Raw genomic sequence first — 19,313 nt, 5'->3', positions numbered from 1 at the left:
GGTCGCCGAAAGACCCCATGAAAAGGCCGAACCATGGACCGCAAACTCCTCCTCATCATCCTCGACGGTGTTCCGTGGCGCAATTTCCGCCGCTTGTTCGGCAATCTTGAAGGCTGGGTCGACAGCGGTGAGGCGCGCGTGTGGAAGCTGCGCTCGGTGCTGCCATCGACCTCGGCCAGTTGCTATGCCTCGATCCACACTGGGGTGACGCCGCAGGAACATGGCTGCACAGGCAATGGCAATGTCTTCCGCCTGAGCCACAAGGACGTGTTCAGTCAGGTGCGCGAGTCTGGCGGTGTTACCGGCGCTGTGACCCACAGCTACTGGTCACAGTTCTTCAACCGCCACCCGTTCGACTACGTGCGTGACGTGGAATATGACGAACCGGACAGCAAGACGATCAATCACGGCCGGTTCCACACCATGACCGGCTATGGCAAGGCCAACCAGATGACGCCTTGTGACGTTGACCTGTTCGCCCAGCTAACGAACATGTGCCTGCGCTTCGGGCTGGATTACGGCATCCTGCACACCTGCACGCTGGACAGTATGGGACATCGCTTTTTCCATGAAAGCGAGGAAATGGATCACGCCTGTTTCGTCATGGACGAGATGCTCGCCCCCTTCATTCACCGCTGGCGGCAACTGGGGTACGAAGTGATCGTCACCGCCGATCACGGTCAGGACGAACGCGGCCATCACGGAGGCCGCAGCCCGTTGCAGCAGGAAACAGCGCTGTATTATTTCGGTGATGCGGAAGGCCCCGAAGCGGATGCGGTCATCGACCAGCTTCAGCTTGCGCCGACAGTCCTGACCCGCATGGGCGCGCCCGTGGCCGAGACGATGAAGGCACAGCCGTTTCTCAAGTAATCAGTCGTAAGGCCATATCTGCTGGCCCAGCGCCTCGATCGCGACCGAGATCCGCTCAAAACTATCCGCAGCGCGTTTGACCGAAGTGCGCGCCCGCAAATATCCATGCACCAGCCCTGCTTCGTTGATGCAATGCGCTTTGCCGCCAGCCTCGGTGATCCGGGCGCAGTAGTCCGGCCCGTCATCGCGTAGCGGGTCACAGTCGGCTGTTATGACAACAGTCGGCGGCAGGTTCGAGAAATCGCTGTCGTGCAACGGCGCGTAAGTTGGGTCATCCTGCGGAGCCGGCCCGCCACACCGCACCTTTTCGTAGAAAACGATATCCTCCAACGTCAATAGCGGCGCATGGGCGTGTTCAAGATACGACCCTTTCGCCCGATCCCCGCCCAAGCCGGGATAGATCAACACCTGCCCCAAAACCGAATCCAATCGCCCGCGCGCGTGATGAGCGACGGCCGCTGCCAGATTTCCTCCGGCACTGTCCCCGGCCAATACCAGCGCATCCCCGTATTCCGTTGCAGCCCAGTTCACCGCAGTCCAGGCGTCCTGAAACTGAGCGGGATGAACATGGTCCGGGCACAGGCGGTAATCCACCGCGACCACCCGATACCCGGTTTGCGCACAAATCTCGGCACAGACATCGTCGTGACTGTCCAGACCGCCGACGACAAAGCCGCCCCCATGCAGGTACACAACCGTTCGAGTGGGAACGCCTGCAGTATAGACGCGAACAGGCACGCCGTCGGCATGCCTGTCTTCTGTTTCAACCCCTGCGGGGCGCGGTTGGCGAAAGTCTTGACACATCGCGTCATAGACACGGCGCTGGTCCTCAATCGACAACTCGACCGCGTCATCGGGATAGCTTTCAGCCGTTCGTCTTATGAACGCCCAGGTTTCTTCGTCAATCAGGCGTTCATAATCCATGTCCCCTCCGCGATCAGGCAGCCCATTCCCATGGCCGGGTGAATGAGCCCAGCACTTTACCGACATCGTCGTCCGAGGAACCGTTCGCGTCAAGCTGTGCAACCAATCCGCGTTTCTTGTCGTCAATTACTGAGACCACACGGGCATCAACGCCCGCTTTTTCCAGCGCGCCGTTATAGATACGCGTGATTGCCTGTTTACGCAGTTCGGGTTTGAACACCTTGCCCACTGCGGTCTTGGGAAGCTCGTCCAGAATGGTCATGTGCTTGGGCTGCGCGGCACGTTCGTGAACATGAACGTCGCAATATTCCATCAGCTCTTTTTCGGTAACTGAGGCGCCATCGACCAGTTCAACAAAGGCACAGGGCACTTCACCCGCATAGGCATCGGGTTGTCCAATCGCCCCGGCAAAGGCAACGGCGTCGTGCCCCAGCAGCGCCTCTTCGATCTCGGCGGGGTCAATGTTGTGGCCACCCCGAATGATCAGATCCTTGGCGCGGCCCGTGATCCACAGATAGCCATCCTCATCGAAACGGCCCAGATCGCCGGTGCGCAGATACTTGTCATAGTGATAGAGATCCGCGTTCTTGTCCGCCTCGGTATAGGTGTTCCCAGCATAGACTCCCGGATTCGAGATACAAATTTCACCGATCTCGTTGGGGGCGGCTTCTGCCGGGCCATCCTGTCCATCGTTCAGAATTTTGACATCCGTGTAGGGGAACGGAATCCCGATCGAGCCGATCTTCTTCTCTCCATCTGTGGGGTTACATGACACAAGACACGTCGCCTCGGTCAGACCGTAACCTTCGATAATGGTGACACCGGTCGCCTCTTCGAAGCGGCGGAACAGCTCAACCGGCAGCGGAGCCGAACCTGAGAACGCTGTCTTCACGGTCGAGATATCCGCATCCACCGGGCGTTGCATCTTGGCGGCAATCGCGGTGGGCACGGTGATGATGAACGTGACTTTCCAACGCTGGATCAGTTTCCAGAAATTGTCGAACACGCCGTCGCCGCGATATCCGGCCGGTGTCGGGAACACCACATGCGCGCCCGAGGACACGGCGGACATCATGATCACGTGAACCGCAAAGACGTGGAACATCGGCAGCGGGCACATCACAACGTCTTTGTCCGTGAACAGCAACGTATCGCCCAGCCAGCCATTGTAAATCAGGCCAGAATACTTGTGCTGTGCCACTTTCGGCATGCCCGTGGTGCCACCGGTGTGGAAATAGCAGGCGACCCGGTCTTCCTTGCTGTCTTCGAAGGCCAGTGTCGTAGGTTGCTTTGCCAGCTCTTTGTTGAAACTCTTGTAGTTCGCATGGGCCAGATGTTCCTTGTCGCCCATCTTGGGACGCAGGAACGGAACCAGCCACGACTTGGGAGGCGTCAGATAGCGGTTCAGGTCAATCTCAAGGATGGTGTTGACCTTGGGCGCGTGGCGCACAGCCTCTTCGACTTTTTGCGCGACATCCGTCTTGGGGAAAGATTTCAGCGTGACAACAACTTTTGCGCCGGTCTCGCGCAGAATCGCAGCAATCTGCTCAGGCTCCAGCAGCGGGTTGATCGGGTTGACGATCCCTGCCACTGCACCGCCCATCATGGTGATCAGCGTCTCGTTACAATTGGGCAGGATATAGGCCACCACATCCTTTTCACCCACGCCCAGCGAGCGGAACAGGTTCGCCGCCTGATTGACCTTTCCAAGCAATTCGGACCACGTGAGCGTTTCGGCCTTGTCCGTCGGACCGGACATGAGCTGGAAGCTAATCGCGTTGTTGTTGGGGAACTTACCCGCAGTTCGGGACAGCAGTTGATGGAATGTGACCGGAACATCCCGATCCTTCCACGGCATTTCCTGCTCCAGTTTTAGCTTGTCTTCCACACCGACAAAGGCCATGCGGCTCCTCCCTGATTGTTTCCCGTGTCACGCCCGGGTTTAAATTCCGTCACAGGATGGAAGTAAAACCGTATACGTGCAAGCAGGCGGATAGCCTAAAACTGCGCAATTTTGCAGCGTGACGCAGCGGAGTGTTCAGCACTGCCCCAACGTCATCTCATTCATTCAGCGGCAACTCCGTCGGTAAACTGAAGCCGGGCCAGGCGCGCGTACAGCCCATCCTGTGCCACCAGGTCATCATGAGTGCCCTGCGCGACGATCTGCCCAGCCTCCATCACGATGATCCGATCCGCCTTTTTGACCGTCGCCAGGCGGTGCGCCACAATCAGCGTCGTGCGACCTGCGCGCATCTGGTCTACCGCACCCTGAACCGCGCGCTCGCTTTCGGCATCCAGCGCCGAGGTCGCCTCGTCCAGCAATAGAACCGGCGCGTCTCTCAGAATTGCACGCGCGATGGCGATGCGCTGTTTCTGCCCCCCTGACAGCATCACGCCGCGCTCGCCAACAAAACTGTCATATCCTTCCGGGAGGGCCGAGATGAAATCATGCGCGGCAGCGGCACGAGCCGCAGATTCCACTTCTGCATCAGACGCGTCCAGACGACCAAATCGGATGTTTTCGCGGGCCGACGCCGCAAAGATGATCGGGTCTTGCGGCACGAGGGCCATGTGACTGCGGAAATCATTCCGGTCCAGATCCCGCAAATCGACACCATCAAGGCTGACACGGCCTGAATCCGGATCATAGAAACGCTGGATCATCTGGATGACCGTCGTCTTTCCAGCGCCCGACGGCCCCACGAATGCTACAGTTTCACCGGGCTTGACCGTAAGAGACAGGTGATCCAGCGCCACGACATCAGGTCGTGCGGGATAACGGAATGTAACCTTGTCAAAGTTGATCTCACCGCGCACAGGCGTCGGCAAGAGAGAGGCGGAGACAGGATCGGTCACGGTGTCCTGCGCGTTCAGCAGTTCGACCAATCGCTCAGTCGCGCCAGCCGCGCGTTGCAACTCGCTCCAGATTTCCGACAGGGCGGCGACTGAACCCGCCATTATGATCGAGTAGATAACGAACTGGATCAGAACGCCTTCGGTCATCAAACCGTTGCGAACGTCATTCGCCCCCATCCACAACACCCCGACAATGCCTGAAAACACCAGAAAGATAACAATCACGGTCAGCACGGCGCGTGTGCGGATACGGCGCAGCGACACGACATACGAGGTCTCGGTCATCTCACCAAACTGCTGGCGGCTTGCGTGTTCATGGGTGAAGGCTTGCACGGTCTGAACGGCCGTCAACGCCTCACCCGCGTTACCGGACGAGGCCGCGATCCAATCCTGATTTTCACGGCTGATCACCCGCAGACGACGACCCAGCACCAATATAGGAACCACGACCAACGGGATCAGCAGCAGCACCATTCCCGTCAATTTGGCCGAGGTCAGAAGCATCAGAACCAGACCACCGACAAACATCAGCATGTTCCGCAGAGCGATGGAAACAGAAGACCCAATGACCGACTGAATCAGCGTCGTATCCGTCGTAATTCGGCTTAGAACCTCGCCGGTCATGATACGTTCGTAGAACTCGGGGCTCATCCCGATCACACGGTCGAAAACCGCCTTGCGAATATCCGCCACCACACGTTCGCCCAGCTTGGTTACAAGCGCATAGCGGATGCCAGTCCCGACAGCCAGAACAGCGGCAATCGCGAGCGCGGCAAGGAAATACCAATCAAGCAGTTCGCCATCTTCGATCCGAAAATTATCGACAACGCGACGCACCGCCAGAGGCAACGTCAGGGTCATACCAGCCGTCAGAACCAAGGCGAGCCCCGCCCCCATCATGAGCAATCGGTACGGCTTCATGAAGGGCCACAAAGACGCAAGAACGCCTATTTTCTTAGAGCCCACACGCTCTTCAGTCGCACCGGGTGCGGAATGTCCTGCGGGCTTGGCGGCGTCGGATCTTGCCATGTCTGGGCCTTATGTCGTGTTCGCGCTTGAGTGAAGGCTTCTTGACCGCACGAAGGGTTGGGGTCAAGCAGAGCGCCAGAATTTGGACCCTCAAAGGGCCTTTTGACGCAGAGTTTTAAGCTGATTTGGAGCGGGCGGCGGGAATCGAACCCGCTTCATCAGCTTGGAAGGCTGAGGTAATAGCCAGTATACGACGCCCGCTCAGCGGAGGTCGGTTTAAGCGATGCGCAAGGTGCCGTCAAGCGCAGTTCTGGGGCTGATTTCGATTTCATCGGATAAAGGTTCTGCGGGATCAGCTATACCGGGGCGGTCCCGGAAATCAGGACCGGTCAGGCGGTATTTCTTAATCCCTCGGCGGAAGCCAATCACATGAGTCGAGCGTTGCCGAGATACGGATCATCGACGCATACCCAAGGTGCAGCGCACCAGAATGCGCGATCAATTGCGCAGGATAGGATGTCGCCGCAGCCAAGACCTGCGGTAAAGGTACACCAACCTGCGTAACCAGAACGCGGATGGCCGTCGTCAAATCCAGATCGGCCCCGGCCAAGGTGCCATCCTCAAGCGTGAGTTTCCCGTTCGACCGCGTGATCCTGCGGCCCTCCAGCTCGAACGCGGTCTGGTCCGTGCCCGCAACGGCCATCGCGTCGCTGACAAGGAATATCTGCCCCGGAGACGTCTTGGCCGCCCACGCAGCACGCATGACTTCGGGATGCACGTGAATGCCATCAGCAATCATACCGGCGGAAAGCCCGCCATTTGCCAGCGCAGCCCCTACAAGACCGGGTTCCCGGTTTCCAAGCTGGCTCATCGCGTTGAACAAATGCGTCACGCACCGCGCACCAGCCGCTGCATAGCGCTGGCACGTAGCGAAGTCCGCATCGCTATGCCCCAGAGATACCAAAACCCTGGCGTCATGGAGCGCGGCAACTTGCTGCTCGGTCACCGCCTCGGGCGCAACCGTGACCATCAGACAGGGCAGCGCGTCTGCCGCAGCGATCAGAGCCGCCAAATCCGTGTCTTCCATCGGTCGGATCAGGTCCGCATCATGGGCGCCCTTGCGCGCCACCGACAGGTGAGGTCCTTCCAGATGCAGCCCCGCCACCCCGGAAACGCCATCGCGGACCGCCTGCACGGTCGCGTCAATGGCCGCCTGTGTTTTCTCTGCCGTATCCGTAATCAGCGTGGGCAACAGCGACACAACGCCCAGACGACGGTGAGCCGCCGCGATCCGCTGGATCGTCTGCACCGAGGGGTCATCATTGAACATGATCCCATCTCCGCCATTGACCTGCAGGTCGCAAAAGCCGGGACTTAGAATATCACCCTTCAGGTCGACAATTTCACCACCAGCCGCCTCAGAATCGGGTCGGATTTCGCCTTCCGCCCCATCCCGGAAGGTGATCGCGTGGTCATACAACAAACGGTTGCCGTCGAAGATGGGACCATTGCGGTAGGTTACCGTGTGATTTGTCATACCGTCTCAGTCACTTTCTTCAGATGCCGCGGCGCATCGGGGTCGATCCCGCGGGCACTGGCCACGGATTCGACCATACCATAGAAGGCAGTTATGGCAGTGATTGGATCGGTGATCCAATGGCCAGTCTTGACGACCGGAAGCGGGCTGGCCTGCGTGACCTTGTCCGTGGTCGCAAAGACGGCTGCCCCCTTCCCGGCCAATGCATCGGCGGCTTCAGCCGTGGCGTGTTCGGCTGCGTCACTGGCGGCGAACACGATAGCCGGGAATCCGTCTTCCACGATCGAGACCGGGCCATGCAGAACTTCGGCCACCGAATAGCTTTCTGCGTGAATCTGGCAGGTTTCCTTGATCTTCAACGCCGCCTCGCCGGAAATTGCAAAGGACGGGCCCCGCCCAAGGGTAAACAACGATCTACCCGTGATGGTGTCCGCCGCCGCAGACCAGTCGCAATGAGCGGCCTTTTCAAGCAGCGGCGGTAAGGCTTGGATGGCCTTCAGAAGGCCCGCATCGCGCTTGACCTCTGCCAGCAACCAAAGCCCGGCAACTAGCGACGTCACGAAGGTTTTGGTGGCCGCTACACTCAATTCGGGCCCGGCGTGCAGGGGCAGGACAGCACCGGCGACCTCAGCCAAACGGGAACTGGTGTTGTTGGTGATCGCAACCGTTGCAGCCCCTGATCTGCCCAACGAGCGTGCGAGGTCCACAATATCCGGGCTTTGCCCGGACTGTGATACAGACAGGCAGACCGCGCCTTTTGCCTGCAACTCAACCCCGTAAATCGAACTGACCGATGGCCCGACCGAAGCGACGGGAAGGTTCAGTAACAGCTCACTTGCATATTTGATGTAGCTGCACGCGTGATCAGACGATCCGCGCGCCACCGTGATCAGAAAGCGCGGGTCAGCCTCGCGGAAAATCTGAGCGGCAGTCTGGATGTCCGGCGCGCCTTGGGACAGCAACCTGTCAACCGCCGCAGGGATCTCCAGAATCTCCTGGCGCATTTTCGAAGTAGTTTCTGACATGAACTTCCGGTCCTTCCGGTTACAACCGCAGCTCGGCCACAAAGTCGTAGGCGTCGCCGCGATACAACGACCGGGTCAGTTCCGCGACCCGCCCGTTCTTGAGAAATGAGATACGCTCGATATTCAAACCTGCAGCACCTTCGGGAACCTCCAGCAACTCAGCCTCGCGCGCAGCAAGGTTGAGTGCCGAGATTTTCTGAACAGCCCGCACCGGACGACGCCCCAGACCGTCAAGAACCTCGTAGAGTGAGGTCGTCACCTCGATCGGATTTGGCAGGATATCCAAGGGCAGCGCCGCGCGCTCAAGCGCAAGGGGGCGACCATCTGCTTCACGCAACCGATAGATACGGGCAATCTGCTCGCCCTCCGACAGGTTCAGCGCACTGATTTCTTCGGCAGTCGGCGCGAAAACTCCGCGCTCAAGCCATTTGGACGCGGTTTTCATGCCGCGGGTCGACATATCCTCGGTAAACGATGTCAGGTGAGTCAGAGATTGCTCAACCTTTGGGACGCGTTCGCGAATAAAAGAACCCGACCCCTGTCGCTGTTCAATGACGCCTTCCTGCACAAGTTCTTGTATCGCCTTGCGCACAGTGACGCGCGACAAGTCGGTAATTTCAACCAGTTCACGCTCGGACGGCAGCGACGAATTGGGGGCAAGCACACCTTTGTCGATCCCCTCCTGCAACCTGCGTCGCAGTTGAACGTATCGTGGGCCGTTTTCAGGTGAAAGCCACAGGTCTGCGCGCAGGAAATCAGTTATGCTCATGCTGAATCTCCTTCGCTAATTCCAATGCTCCGGCCAGAGGTTCCGCCAATGGTGCAAGAAGGGCGGTCTGCATCTCCGATGGCAGATAGTCCGCATAATGCGACGCGATCCCTCCTGTCAGGCAGAACGCCTGATCTGCGCGCCAGCCCAATTTCGCTGCCATCGACGCAATATAATCAGCCCCTGCCCGCATGATCTGTTTGGCGACAGCATCATTTTCACGTGCCGCCAGGGTCACCTCGGGCGCAAGGGCGCCGAATTGGTCAGGCGTTGCAGCCCCGGCAAAGTCCACGATACCAGCAGCCCCGTCGAAACGGGTCAGCAGCTTTCGCGTCAGGTCGGTTTCCGACCCAACCCCGTCGACCACATTCAGCGTTTCAGTCAAAGCGCGGCGCCCGACCCATTGGGCCGAGGCTTCGTCGCCTAAAACAGACCCCCATCCGCCAGCGAACCGCATTTCTCCACCCATCTGCGCCGCAAGAAATGAACCAGTGCCGCAATGTGCAATCAAGCCGTCGCGCGCACCCAAGGCCCCGCGCAGGGCTGCGGGCCGGTCATCCTCGATCCGGGCCTGCGCCAAACCCAAAGACACCCTTAATCGGGACGCAATCTCGGCATCGGTCACCCCGGCCAATCCAATAAAGGACGGCCATTGAAGCAAGTCGTTCTTTCTGAGGCCCAGACTTTTGGCCAACTGCTCCAGACCAATACTGATCTGCTCAACCGCGCCCTCAAAATCACTCGAAACATTGGCCGGACCGGTTTCGATGGAATGGACGACACCATCCATGTCGCAAGCAACACGGCACCGCGTTCCACCCCCATCAACCGCTAACACGGCGCTATTTCGAGACTCAGTCATGACAATACCATTATAATACCTATTGCTGTCAGGAAAGCCGAAAATAGACCACTTCGTACAATTTTTCCGAGTAAATTGCAAATTCCTTCGGATTTCTTAGTCTCAAAAGAAAATTATAGACAAGTGGTATTGAATAGGTATTGTAAGGGAAACCAATGGGGGATTCTCTTGACGCTGCCGTCGACTGAACAACTGCACCAAGACGCCGCGCGGCTTGACCGGGGCGACCTGACTCTGTCCGCCCGCCTCTTGGCTTTGGGGCAGATTGCCGCCGCAAACACCGCGCTTGAGGCGGTGGACGCCGTAGCAAGCGGAGCGGCAGCAATGGCAGAAACCATCCGTTCCGGCGGCGTGCTTCACTATATTGCTGCGGGCTCTTCTGGCCTTATGGCAGCCGCCGATGCGCAAGAGCTTGGGGGTACGTTCTCAATCCCGGCAAGCCAGTTGCGGATTCACATGGCGGGCGGGCTACCAACCGGTGTCGAAATGCCTGGCGCCGCCGAGGACGAGGATGCAGGCCTCAGAAATGATCTGCAGGACCTTCAGGGCAATGACACGGTTATCGCAGTGTCGGCCAGCGGGTCCACGCCATACACACTGGCGGCCTGCGAAATCGCCAAAGAAAAAGGTGCCGCCGTGATCGGCATCGCCAACAACGCGCATAGCCCGCTGCTGGAAGGGGCCGACATCCCGATCCTTCTGGCCACGCCGCCTGAGCTGATTTCCGGATCAACCCGGATGGGCGCGGGGACGGCGCAGAAGATCGCTTTGAATATGCTGTCTTCGCTGATGGCGCTCGAACTTGGGCACGTACATCACGGCATGATGGTCAATCTGCGCGCTGACAACGACAAGCTGCGCGCGCGGGCTGCGGGCATCGTCTCGCGGATCGCCAAAGTGGATGCGGCCACGGCGCAAACGGCTTTGGACAATGCAGGCGGCGACGTAAAGCCCGCCATCCTGATCGCAGCACGCGGCCTGTCACTGGCCAAAGCAAACGCCCAGCTAGAGGCGACGAACGGCATCCTGAGCACCGCATTGGAAATACACAACAACTGCTAACCAACTGGGAGAATACAATGAAACGCAAAAGCCTGAAACTTGCCCTATTGGGCACGACGCTTATGGCAACTTCGGCCTTGGCCGAAGACGTGACGCTGACCATCGAAAGCTGGCGCAACGACGACCTGACGCTGTGGCAGGAAAAGATCATCCCGGCATTCGAAGCCGCCAATCCGGGCATCAAGGTGAACTTCACGCCCTCGGCCCCTGCGGAATACAACGCGGTTCTGAACGCCAAGCTGGAAGCTGGCTCTGCGGGCGATCTGATCACCTGCCGCCCCTTCGACACGTCGCTTTTGCTGTTTGAAAACGGAAACCTGGCTGACCTGAGCGATCTGGGCGCGATGGACAACTTTTCGGACGTGGCGAAATCCGCGTGGCAGAACGATGACGGCTCAGCCACGTTCTGCGTGCCGATGGCATCGGTGATCCATGGGTTCATCTACAACAAGGACGCATTTGCCGAGTTGGGTATCGACGTTCCCACGACGGAAGACGAGTTCTTTGCCGCTCTGGACAAGTTCAAGGAAGACGGCACCTATATTCCGATGGCGATGGGGACAAACGACCAGTGGGAAGCCGCCACGATGGGCTACCAGAATATCGGCCCCAACTACTGGAAGGGCGAAGAAGGCCGTCTGGCGCTGATTTCGGGTGAGCAGTCCTTGACCGATCCGCAGTGGGTCGCGCCGTATGAGACCATTGCACGCTGGAAGGATTATCTGGGCGACGGTTTCGAGGCACAGACCTACCCTGACAGCCAGAACATCTTTACCCTCGGTCGCGCCGCGATTTATCCGGCCGGTTCATGGGAGATTTCGGGCTTCAATGCGCAAGCCGATTTCGAGATGGGCGCATTCAAGCCCCCGGTCCGCAACGCGGGTGACGAATGCTATATCTCTGACCACACGGATATTGCGATGGGTCTGAACGCGGCATCGGAAAATGCCGACGCCGCGCGCACCTTCCTTGATTGGATGGGCACGTCCGAGTTCGCCACGATCTATGCCAACGCTCTGCCGGGCTTCTTCTCGCTGTCGAGCCATGACATCGCGATGGAAGATCCACTGGCGCAGGAGTTTGTAAGCTGGCGGAATGACTGCGGCTCAACAATCCGGTCCACCTACCAGATCCTGTCGCGCGGCACGCCGAACCTTGAGAACGAAACCTGGAACGCCGCCGCTCAGGTCGTCAAAGGTGCGGAAAGCCCCGCCGATGCTGGCGCCCGCCTGCAAGAGGGGCTGGCCTCGTGGTACGCACCGCATCAGTAAGCTGACGCATACCCGGGCGAAATTGTTCGCCCGGGTACCCTTTTACTCCTTTGAAAGCTGATCCATGAACCGCCCCCGCTTCCGCTGGCATATCGTTGTATTTCTGGCACCTGCCGTGCTGGTTTATACGGCGGTGATGATCTTCCCGCTGTTCAACACGCTTCGACTGGCGCTGTATACCGAGATTGATCAGAGCCGCGTGTTCGTTGGATTGCAGAACTTTCAAACCCTGTTTTTTGACCCCATCTGGTCCGAGCAGTTCTGGAACGCTTTAGGCAACAACTTCTGGTTCTTCCTGATCCATATGCTGGTGCAAAATCCCATCGGGATCGCACTGGCGGCGCTGCTCAGCCACCCGCGCCTGCGGTTCTCGGCGCTCTATCGGTCGGCGATATTCATCCCGACAATCCTGAGTTTCGTGATCGTCGGTTTTGCATGGAAACTGATCCTGTCACCCATCTGGGGCATCGCCCCTTCGATGCTGGATGCCGTGGGCCTGAAATCCCTGTTCGCGCCATGGCTGGGAAAAGAGGAATACGCGCTGACCACGCTGGCGCTGATCTCGGTCTGGCAATTCGTGGGCATCCCGATGATGCTGATCTATGCCGCCCTGCTGACCATCCCCGAGGAAATCCTTGAGGCCGGAGAGATTGACGGCATCACCGGGGCTTCCGCATTCTGGAAGATCAAGCTGCCGCTGATCTTGCCGTCCATCGGGATCATCTCGATCCTGACCTTTGTGGGCAATTTCAACGCGTTCGACCTGATTTATGCTGCCCAAGGCGCGCTGGCCGGCCCGGATTTCTCGACCGATATCCTGGGCACCTTCATGTATCGCACATTCTTTGGTTTCCAGTTGCAACTGGGCGACCCGCATATGGGGTCGGCCATCGCCGGGGCCATGTTCGCGATCATCCTCGTGGGCGTCTGTATTTACCTCTTCGGCATCCAGACCCGGATGCGCCGGTACCAGATGTGAGGGGGCTGAAATGAACAAAGCACGCCATAACCCGATCAACACCGCTGCAATGCACGGGGCGCTGATCCTCTACACCCTGATCGCCCTGTTCCCGGTCTTTGTGATCCTGATCAACAGCTTCAAAACCCGCCGCGCGATCTTTCGTGAGCCGCTGGCGCTGCCAAATGCCGACAGCTTCTCGATGATCGGCTATGAGACGGTGATGAAGCAGGGGGATTTCTTCCTCTACTTCCAGAACTCGATGATCGTCACCGTTGCGTCGCTGTTCTTCATCCTGCTGTTCGGGGCAATGGCGGCCTATGCGCTGTCGGAATATCAGTTCAAGGGCAACCTTGTGATGGGTCTGTATCTGGCGCTGGGGATCATGATCCCGATCCGCATCGGCACCGTGGCGATTCTTGAGATGATGGTGGCGACCGGACTGGTCAACACGCTTTGGGCGCTGATACTGGTCTACACAGCGCAGGGGTTACCGTTGGCGGTGTTCATCCTGTCCGAGTTCATGCGGCAGGTCAGTGATGATCTGAAGAACGCAGGCCGCATCGACGGGCTGTCGGAATACACGATCTTTTTCCGGCTGGTGCTGCCTCTGGTCCGGCCCGCGATGGCGACCGTTGCGGTGTTCAACATGATCCCGATCTGGAATGATCTGTGGTTCCCGCTGATCCTCGCCCCGGCCGAGGAAACCAAAACGCTCACGCTGGGCAGTCAGGTCTTTATCGGCCAGTTCGTAACTGACTGGAACGCGGTTCTGTCGGCGCTGTCGATGGCGATCCTGCCGGTGCTGGTTCTGTACGTCATCTTCTCGCGTCAGCTGATCCGCGGCATCACTTCAGGAGCTGTCAAATGACCAAAGTTCTGATCGCTGGCCTTGGCAATATGGGCCTCAGCCACGCTCTGGCTCATCACAACCACCCAGATGCGCAGATCGTGGGGCTGGTGAACCGGTCTGGTCGCGTGGATCACCCCGAGCTGGGCCAATACCCTGCCTATTCGGATTTCCAAACCGCACTGGCCGAGACCAATCCCGATCTGGTGGTCGTCGCCACCTATTCTGACAGTCACGCCGATTTCGCCTGCGCTGCGATGGAGGCAGGCGCGCATGTCTTCGTGGAAAAACCGCTGGCCACCAACGTGGCCGACGCGCGGCGCGTGGTCGAAACGGCCACACGGCTGAACCGCAAGCTGGTCGTGGGCTATATCCTGCGCCACCACCCGTCATGGATGCGCCTGATCTCCGAAGCGCGCGATCTGGGCGGGCCTTACGTATTCCGCCTGAACCTGAACCAGCAATCCTCGGGCGCAGAATGGGAGACACATAAGGCGCTGATGCAGACCACCTCGCCTATCGTGGATTGCGGCGTGCATTATGTTGACGTGATGTGTCAGATCACCGACGCGCAGCCTGTCCGGGTGCATGGCATGGGCCTGCGCCTGTCCGATGAGATCGCCGAGGACATGTATAATTACGGCCAGTTTCAGGTGATCTTCGAGGACGGCTCAGTCGGCTGGTACGAGGCCGGATGGGGCCCGATGATGTCCGAAACCGCGTTTTTCGTAAAAGACATCGTCTCGCCCAACGGCTCGGTCTCGATATCCGACGGCAACAAGGGCGCGTCGGCGGATATTGACGGCCACACCAAGGTTGGCGGGCTGCTGATCCATACACAGGGCGGCGACCGAACGGTCGAGATGCCAGATGAGCCCGGCCATCAGGAACTGTGTGACGCCGAGCAAGCCTATATGCTGCACGCCATCGCGGACGATATCGACCTGACGCGCCATATGAATGACGCCGTCCAATCCCTAGCCATTTGTCTGGCCGCAGATGAAAGCATCCGCACCGGCCAGCCCGTTTCGCTCAAGGAGCCCACGACATGACCGCTCTGACCCTGACCAATGTGAACAAGTCCTTTGGCAATGTGCATGTTCTGAAAGACATCACGCTTGAAGTCGAAGAAGGTGAGTTCGTTGTCTTCGTCGGTCCCTCGGGCTGCGGCAAGTCCACCTTGTTGCGCGTGATTGCGGGGTTGGAGGATGCGTCCGCGGGCGAGATCAATATCGACGGGCAGACCGTCAATCTGGTGCCGCCGTCGAAACGCGGGATCGCGATGGTGTTTCAAAGCTATGCGCTCTACCCCCATCTGAACGTGCGTGGGAACATGACGCTGGCTTTGAAACAAGAGAAGCAATCCAAAGCGGTGATTGAGGAACGTGTCGCCACGGCCAGCCGGATGCTGAACCTTGAGGAGTATCTGGATCGCTACCCCTCGGAACTATCCGGCGGTCAAAGGCAGCGCGTCGCCATCGGGCGGGCCATCGTGCGCGAGCCGAAACTGTTCCTGTTTGACGAGCCGCTTTCGAACCTCGACGCGGCGCTGCGGATGAACACGCGGATCGAGATAGCGAACCTGCACCGGGCGCTGGATGCCTCGATGATCTATGTCACCCATGACCAGACCGAGGCCATGACGCTGGCCGACAAGATCGTCGTGCTGCGTGACGGGCGGGTCGAACAGATCGGCACTCCGATGGAGCTGTATAACAACCCCGCCAACCAGTTCGTCGCCGGGTTCCTTGGATCACCCTCAATGAATTTCCTGCCCGAGGGGTTATTGGGTGAAGGTCAGAACACCATCGGCATTCGCCCAGAGGATCTGTTCCTGTCCGATGACGGCCCGCTGACCGCGCGGGTTAGCCATGTCGAAAAGCTGGGCGGCGATACAAATGTCATCGCAAAGGTAAACGACCATTCCGTCACGGCCCGATTGTTCGGCCAGCATGCGATCAGCGAAGGTGAGGAGTTGCGATTCGCCTTTACCCCGGACAAAGCCTATCGCTTTGATACCAATGGGCAGCGTTTGCGCTAGGCACGCGCATAAACGCCAAAAATCCCTGGGGCGCCCCAACCCTCACCAAAACTTGAAATTGCGGCCATTTGGTTGGAATTGCGACGTTTTCAGTCATATATATTGGGCAATGGGTGTTGGGCAGGAAATCCGCCCGACACATAGGCCAAGTCGTTATTCAACTGTCACAATGGGGCTCTAAGTCCATTTCATAGCTATTCATTTACAGCCAGGAGCTCCCCCATGAAAGACGCTGATCGCATGCCCCTCTCTGCAGACGATTGGGACGAACTGCACTTTCCGCGCCCCGAAGAAAACGGGTTTGACCGCGTTGTCGAAAGCGCCATCTCTCGCCGAGGGTTTCTGGGTGGAGTTCTGGCGTTCGGCTCGGGCGCAGCAGCAATGGGTGCCGGTCTTTTGGGGTCGACATCGGCGCAGGCGGTCGAATCCTCGCGCTTTGCCTTCACCCCGATCCCGGCGCAGACGGACGGCACCGTTCACGTTCCGGAAGGGTATGAATGGAAGGTTCTGGCGCGTTGGGGCGATGCGCTGTTCTCGGACGCTGATGGGTACGAGATCACCGATGGTGGGCCGCTCGAAAACTCGGACAGAATCTTTGGTGAAAACACTGACGGGATGGAAACATTCTCGTTTCAGGGATTGGAACTGATCGCGATCAACCACGAGTATCCAAACGGCGACATCAACCTTCCCGCCGCGCAGGAGGGTGTTCCAGCCAGTGCCGAAGACGTTCTGAAACTGCAGAATATTCAAGGCGTCACGGTGATGGAGATCAAGGAAGGCCCGGATGGATGGTTCGTTGTAAAAGACAGCCCATTCAACCGCCGCATCCACCACAACACTCTTATGAAAATCGTTGGGCCCGCCGCCGGTCACGACCTGCTGAAAACCAAGGCTGACCCAACCGGCACATCCTCGCTGGGCACCATGAACAATTGTGGCGCAGGTAAAACTCCGTGGGGCACCTACCTGACCTGCGAAGAGAATTTTAACGGCTATTTCGGGTCGTCCGATGAAACCGCCGTTTACGATCAACCGGTCGCGGACGGATACGCGCGATATGGCGTCAAAGCCCAAAGCTGGAACGGCTACGAGCTGTTTGACCCACGTTTTGACACGTCGAAAAACCCGAATGAACCTCACCGGGCCGGATGGATCGTCGAAATCGACCCGACCAAACCCGACAGCACTCCGGTCAAGCATACCGGTCTGGGCCGTTTCAAGCACGAGAACGCCGAGGTGACTCTGGCTGCGGATGGCCGTGTGGTGGTTTACATGGGCGACGATGAGCGGGGCGAGTACCTGTATAAGTTCGTCTCGAACGGCACCTATCAGCCGGGCGGCGAGACCGAGAGTCTGCTGAACGACGGCACCTTGTATGCGGCCAAGTTCGATGACGACCTGTCGGGTGAATGGCTGCCTTTGACGCCGGAAACAACAGGCATGGACGCCGCAGAGATTTCGATCTTCACGCGCCTGGCGGCCTCGAAAGTGGGTGCCACCACCATGGACCGCCCCGAATGGGTTGCCTCCAGCCCGGTTGCGGTTGAGGCCTATTGCTGCCTGACCAACAACAAGAACCGGGGCATCAAGCCAAACGCCGGTGGCGACGATACCTCGGTCAATGGACCCAACCCGCGTGAGGCCAACAAATACGGCCAGATCGTGCGCTGGCGCCCAAGCAACGACGACCACGCCGCAGACACATTCGACTGGGATCTCTACGTCATGGCCGGCAACCCAACCGTGCACACGGATGCTTATGCAGGGTCGCCCAATGTCAATGAAGGTAATCTGTTCAATTCCCCGGATGGGATGGTCATCGACACAACCGGACTGATCTGGATCCAGACGGACGGCGATGACGACAACGCAGAAGACTTTGCTGGAAACGGGAACAACCAGATGCTGGTTGGTGACCCGATCACCGGAGAAATCGCGCGCTTTATGACGGGTCCGAATGGGTGTGAAGTCACGGGGCTTGCGTGGTCAACCGACTTGCGGACAATGTTCGTCGGAATTCAACACCCCGGCAGCAATTGGCCCGATGGCGGCACGCCACGGTCCTCGATCATCGCTATCAAGCGGAATGACAACGGCTTGGTCGGCTAATAAACTCGGGCAGCGCTTTCTTTCGAATGCGAGTGAGGGCGCTGTCAGATATCCTCTCCCGGTGGAGCCAGCGGCCCGCCGGGGGCCATCAGGTGACGCTCTGACAGCCATGGGTTCAATTCCAAAGCCTGCTGCAGAGCTTCTCGCGCTTCGTCCGTTCGCTGAAGCCCCATCAACGTCAACGCACGGCCACTGATCGCGGCAACGTGGTTCGGTGACAGCTCAATCGCCCGGTCCAGATCGGGCAATGCAGCCTGAAAATCCTGCCTCAGATAATGGGCAAAGGCGCGCTGATTATACCCCTCGGCATAGGACGGGCAGTATTCGATCAGCTTGTCGAAATCCTCGATCGCGCCCAACAAGTCCCATGCGTTCCGACGCGTCATGCCACGGTCCAGAACAGCCTGCGCCGTTTCGTCCGGCGCATCCGTCCAGAACTCCCACAATTGATTGGATAGCGCGCGGGCGGCCTGTTCGTTTTCGGCCTGTTGTATCTGCGAGATCAACCCGGTCACACCGGCAGAATGATCCGGTGCCATGGGGCAGTCATCGGCAAAGGCAGCAACCGAGGTTGCGGCAACAAAGGCAGAGGCAAGGAAAAGCTGTTTCATAAAGCAATGGTGACGCTTGCGCGGCTTTCGTCAACCCGGCCTTCAGAACCCGCCCGAGACGCCGGTTTCCTTCACCGCCTCCATCGCAACAAAGGTCGAGGTGCTGGCCACATGGGGTAACGAGGAAATTTTCTCGGCCAGAACAGCCCGGTATTCGGACATCGAACCGGTGCGAATTTTCAGAAGGTAATCAAAATTCGATGCAATCATATGGGCTTGCTCAATCTCGGCCACTTTGCGCACCGCTGCATTGAACTCGGCCAATGCCTTTTCGCGGGTATCGGTCAGACGCACCTCGACAAAGGCCACATGGTCCAGACCAAGGCGGATCGGGTCCAGCAGGGCGCGGTATCCGGTGATGATGCCATCGGCTTCAAGTCTCTTCACACGTGCTTGAGTGGGCGATTTCGACAACCCGATGCGCCGCGCAAGGTCCGCGATGGGGATGCGCCCATCCTCGGACAGAATCGTCAGAATGGACTGATCGAACCGATCCAGACCCGGAAAGTCCTTTTGCATTGGTTACCCCTCAATATTCAGGCCAATCGCCTAACCGAAGCAAAAAATAAGGCAATCCTCCCGCCAAATCGACCCTA

General features: G+C 58.6%; 17 protein-coding genes and 1 tRNA gene. 8 read left to right on the top strand and 10 right to left on the bottom strand.

Annotated elements, in window-relative coordinates; translation table 11 throughout:
- The first annotated feature begins 33 nt into the window (after positions 1–33).
- The gene (locus tag ACR0MS_RS10620; protein ID WP_480572430.1) at positions 34–870 is read left to right on the top strand and encodes an alkaline phosphatase family protein; all 837 of its coding nucleotides are present in this window, start codon (positions 34–36) and stop codon (positions 868–870) included.
- Here the strand turns inward: ACR0MS_RS10620 and ACR0MS_RS10615 are convergent, their stop codons facing one another.
- The 8 genes from ACR0MS_RS10615 to ACR0MS_RS10580 form a co-directional block, all read right to left on the bottom strand.
- Positions 871–1,794 (bottom strand): alpha/beta hydrolase, encoded by a 924-nt coding sequence (locus ACR0MS_RS10615; protein ID WP_480572433.1) that lies wholly within the window; start codon positions 1,792–1,794, stop codon positions 871–873. It abuts the gene before it with no gap.
- A 13-nt stretch (positions 1,795–1,807) separates the two neighbouring features.
- Positions 1,808–3,697 (bottom strand): acyl-CoA synthetase, encoded by a 1,890-nt coding sequence (locus tag ACR0MS_RS10610; RefSeq protein ID WP_480572436.1) that lies wholly within the window; start codon positions 3,695–3,697, stop codon positions 1,808–1,810.
- A gap of 161 nt (positions 3,698–3,858) precedes the next feature.
- Entirely contained in the window at positions 3,859–5,679 is a 1,821-nt protein-coding gene (locus tag ACR0MS_RS10605) for an ABC transporter transmembrane domain-containing protein (RefSeq protein WP_480572439.1), read from the bottom strand.
- A 126-nt stretch (positions 5,680–5,805) separates the two neighbouring features.
- Positions 5,806–5,880 (bottom strand) — tRNA-Gly (locus ACR0MS_RS10600).
- A gap of 142 nt (positions 5,881–6,022) precedes the next feature.
- Complete coding sequence (gene nagA, locus ACR0MS_RS10595; RefSeq protein ID WP_480572442.1) at positions 6,023–7,156, bottom strand: N-acetylglucosamine-6-phosphate deacetylase; 1,134 nt, start codon at positions 7,154–7,156, stop codon at positions 6,023–6,025.
- Complete coding sequence (locus tag ACR0MS_RS10590) at positions 7,153–8,181, bottom strand: SIS domain-containing protein (RefSeq protein ID WP_480572445.1); 1,029 nt, start codon at positions 8,179–8,181, stop codon at positions 7,153–7,155. Before ACR0MS_RS10590 ends, nagA begins: the two co-directional genes overlap by 4 nt.
- Before the next feature lie 19 nt (positions 8,182–8,200).
- A complete protein-coding gene (locus ACR0MS_RS10585) occupies positions 8,201–8,950 on the bottom strand; it encodes a GntR family transcriptional regulator (RefSeq protein ID WP_480572447.1) in 750 nt (249 codons plus the stop codon).
- Positions 8,937–9,812, bottom strand: coding sequence for a glucosamine kinase nucleotide-binding domain-containing protein (locus ACR0MS_RS10580; protein WP_480572450.1), 876 nt, complete (start codon positions 9,810–9,812; stop codon positions 8,937–8,939). Before ACR0MS_RS10580 ends, ACR0MS_RS10585 begins: the two co-directional genes overlap by 14 nt.
- Before the next feature lie 168 nt (positions 9,813–9,980).
- Between ACR0MS_RS10580 and ACR0MS_RS10575 the strand changes: the two genes are divergently transcribed.
- The 7 genes from ACR0MS_RS10575 (at position 9,981) to ACR0MS_RS10545 (ending at position 18,106) form a co-directional block, all read left to right on the top strand.
- Positions 9,981–10,874 (top strand): N-acetylmuramic acid 6-phosphate etherase, encoded by an 894-nt coding sequence (locus tag ACR0MS_RS10575; protein WP_480572453.1) that lies wholly within the window; start codon positions 9,981–9,983, stop codon positions 10,872–10,874.
- A gap of 17 nt (positions 10,875–10,891) precedes the next feature.
- Positions 10,892–12,145, top strand: coding sequence for an ABC transporter substrate-binding protein (locus ACR0MS_RS10570; RefSeq protein ID WP_480572456.1), 1,254 nt, complete (start codon positions 10,892–10,894; stop codon positions 12,143–12,145).
- A gap of 64 nt (positions 12,146–12,209) precedes the next feature.
- The gene (locus ACR0MS_RS10565; protein WP_171120388.1) at positions 12,210–13,124 is read left to right on the top strand and encodes a carbohydrate ABC transporter permease; all 915 of its coding nucleotides are present in this window, start codon (positions 12,210–12,212) and stop codon (positions 13,122–13,124) included.
- A gap of 10 nt (positions 13,125–13,134) precedes the next feature.
- Positions 13,135–13,974, top strand: a complete 840-nt coding sequence (locus tag ACR0MS_RS10560; protein ID WP_480572459.1) for a carbohydrate ABC transporter permease — start codon at positions 13,135–13,137, stop codon at positions 13,972–13,974.
- Complete coding sequence (locus ACR0MS_RS10555; protein ID WP_480572462.1) at positions 13,971–15,005, top strand: Gfo/Idh/MocA family protein; 1,035 nt, start codon at positions 13,971–13,973, stop codon at positions 15,003–15,005. Before ACR0MS_RS10560 ends, ACR0MS_RS10555 begins: the two co-directional genes overlap by 4 nt.
- Positions 15,002–15,994, top strand: coding sequence for an ABC transporter ATP-binding protein (locus ACR0MS_RS10550; protein ID WP_480572466.1), 993 nt, complete (start codon positions 15,002–15,004; stop codon positions 15,992–15,994). Before ACR0MS_RS10555 ends, ACR0MS_RS10550 begins: the two co-directional genes overlap by 4 nt.
- Positions 15,995–16,216: 222 nt before the next feature.
- Complete coding sequence (locus ACR0MS_RS10545; RefSeq protein ID WP_480572469.1) at positions 16,217–18,106, top strand: PhoX family protein; 1,890 nt, start codon at positions 16,217–16,219, stop codon at positions 18,104–18,106.
- A 44-nt stretch (positions 18,107–18,150) separates the two neighbouring features.
- On the opposite strand, the gene ACR0MS_RS10540 is transcribed toward ACR0MS_RS10545, so the two are convergent.
- A complete protein-coding gene (locus ACR0MS_RS10540; protein WP_480572472.1) occupies positions 18,151–18,717 on the bottom strand; it encodes a tetratricopeptide repeat protein in 567 nt (188 codons plus the stop codon).
- A gap of 42 nt (positions 18,718–18,759) precedes the next feature.
- Entirely contained in the window at positions 18,760–19,236 is a 477-nt protein-coding gene (locus ACR0MS_RS10535; RefSeq protein WP_480572475.1) for an Lrp/AsnC family transcriptional regulator, read from the bottom strand.
- Between the last annotated feature and the right edge of the window lie 77 nt (positions 19,237–19,313).

The sequence above is a fragment of the Ruegeria sp. CJ2 genome, assembly GCF_056536745.1.
The sequence above is the reverse complement of the archived record's forward strand: the minus strand, read 5'-3'. Positions and strand labels throughout refer to the sequence as shown.

Coding starts and splice junctions, on each gene's coding strand:
- ACR0MS_RS10550 (WP_480572466.1), top strand. CDS start 15,002: ATGACCGCTCTGACCCTGACCAATGTGAACAAGTCCTTTGGCAATGTG.
- ACR0MS_RS10585 (WP_480572447.1), bottom strand. CDS start 8,950: ATGAGCATAACTGATTTCCTGCGCGCAGACCTGTGGCTTTCACCTGAA.
- ACR0MS_RS10540 (WP_480572472.1), bottom strand. CDS start 18,717: ATGAAACAGCTTTTCCTTGCCTCTGCCTTTGTTGCCGCAACCTCGGTT.
- ACR0MS_RS10535 (WP_480572475.1), bottom strand. CDS start 19,236: ATGCAAAAGGACTTTCCGGGTCTGGATCGGTTCGATCAGTCCATTCTG.
- ACR0MS_RS10590 (WP_480572445.1), bottom strand. CDS start 8,181: ATGTCAGAAACTACTTCGAAAATGCGCCAGGAGATTCTGGAGATCCCT.
- ACR0MS_RS10610 (WP_480572436.1), bottom strand. CDS start 3,697: ATGGCCTTTGTCGGTGTGGAAGACAAGCTAAAACTGGAGCAGGAAATG.
- ACR0MS_RS10555 (WP_480572462.1), top strand. CDS start 13,971: ATGACCAAAGTTCTGATCGCTGGCCTTGGCAATATGGGCCTCAGCCAC.
- ACR0MS_RS10615 (WP_480572433.1), bottom strand. CDS start 1,794: ATGGATTATGAACGCCTGATTGACGAAGAAACCTGGGCGTTCATAAGA.
- ACR0MS_RS10545 (WP_480572469.1), top strand. CDS start 16,217: ATGAAAGACGCTGATCGCATGCCCCTCTCTGCAGACGATTGGGACGAA.
- ACR0MS_RS10570 (WP_480572456.1), top strand. CDS start 10,892: ATGAAACGCAAAAGCCTGAAACTTGCCCTATTGGGCACGACGCTTATG.
- ACR0MS_RS10605 (WP_480572439.1), bottom strand. CDS start 5,679: ATGGCAAGATCCGACGCCGCCAAGCCCGCAGGACATTCCGCACCCGGT.
- ACR0MS_RS10560 (WP_480572459.1), top strand. CDS start 13,135: ATGAACAAAGCACGCCATAACCCGATCAACACCGCTGCAATGCACGGG.
- ACR0MS_RS10565 (WP_171120388.1), top strand. CDS start 12,210: ATGAACCGCCCCCGCTTCCGCTGGCATATCGTTGTATTTCTGGCACCT.
- nagA (WP_480572442.1), bottom strand. CDS start 7,156: ATGACAAATCACACGGTAACCTACCGCAATGGTCCCATCTTCGACGGC.
- ACR0MS_RS10620 (WP_480572430.1), top strand. CDS start 34: ATGGACCGCAAACTCCTCCTCATCATCCTCGACGGTGTTCCGTGGCGC.
- ACR0MS_RS10580 (WP_480572450.1), bottom strand. CDS start 9,812: ATGACTGAGTCTCGAAATAGCGCCGTGTTAGCGGTTGATGGGGGTGGA.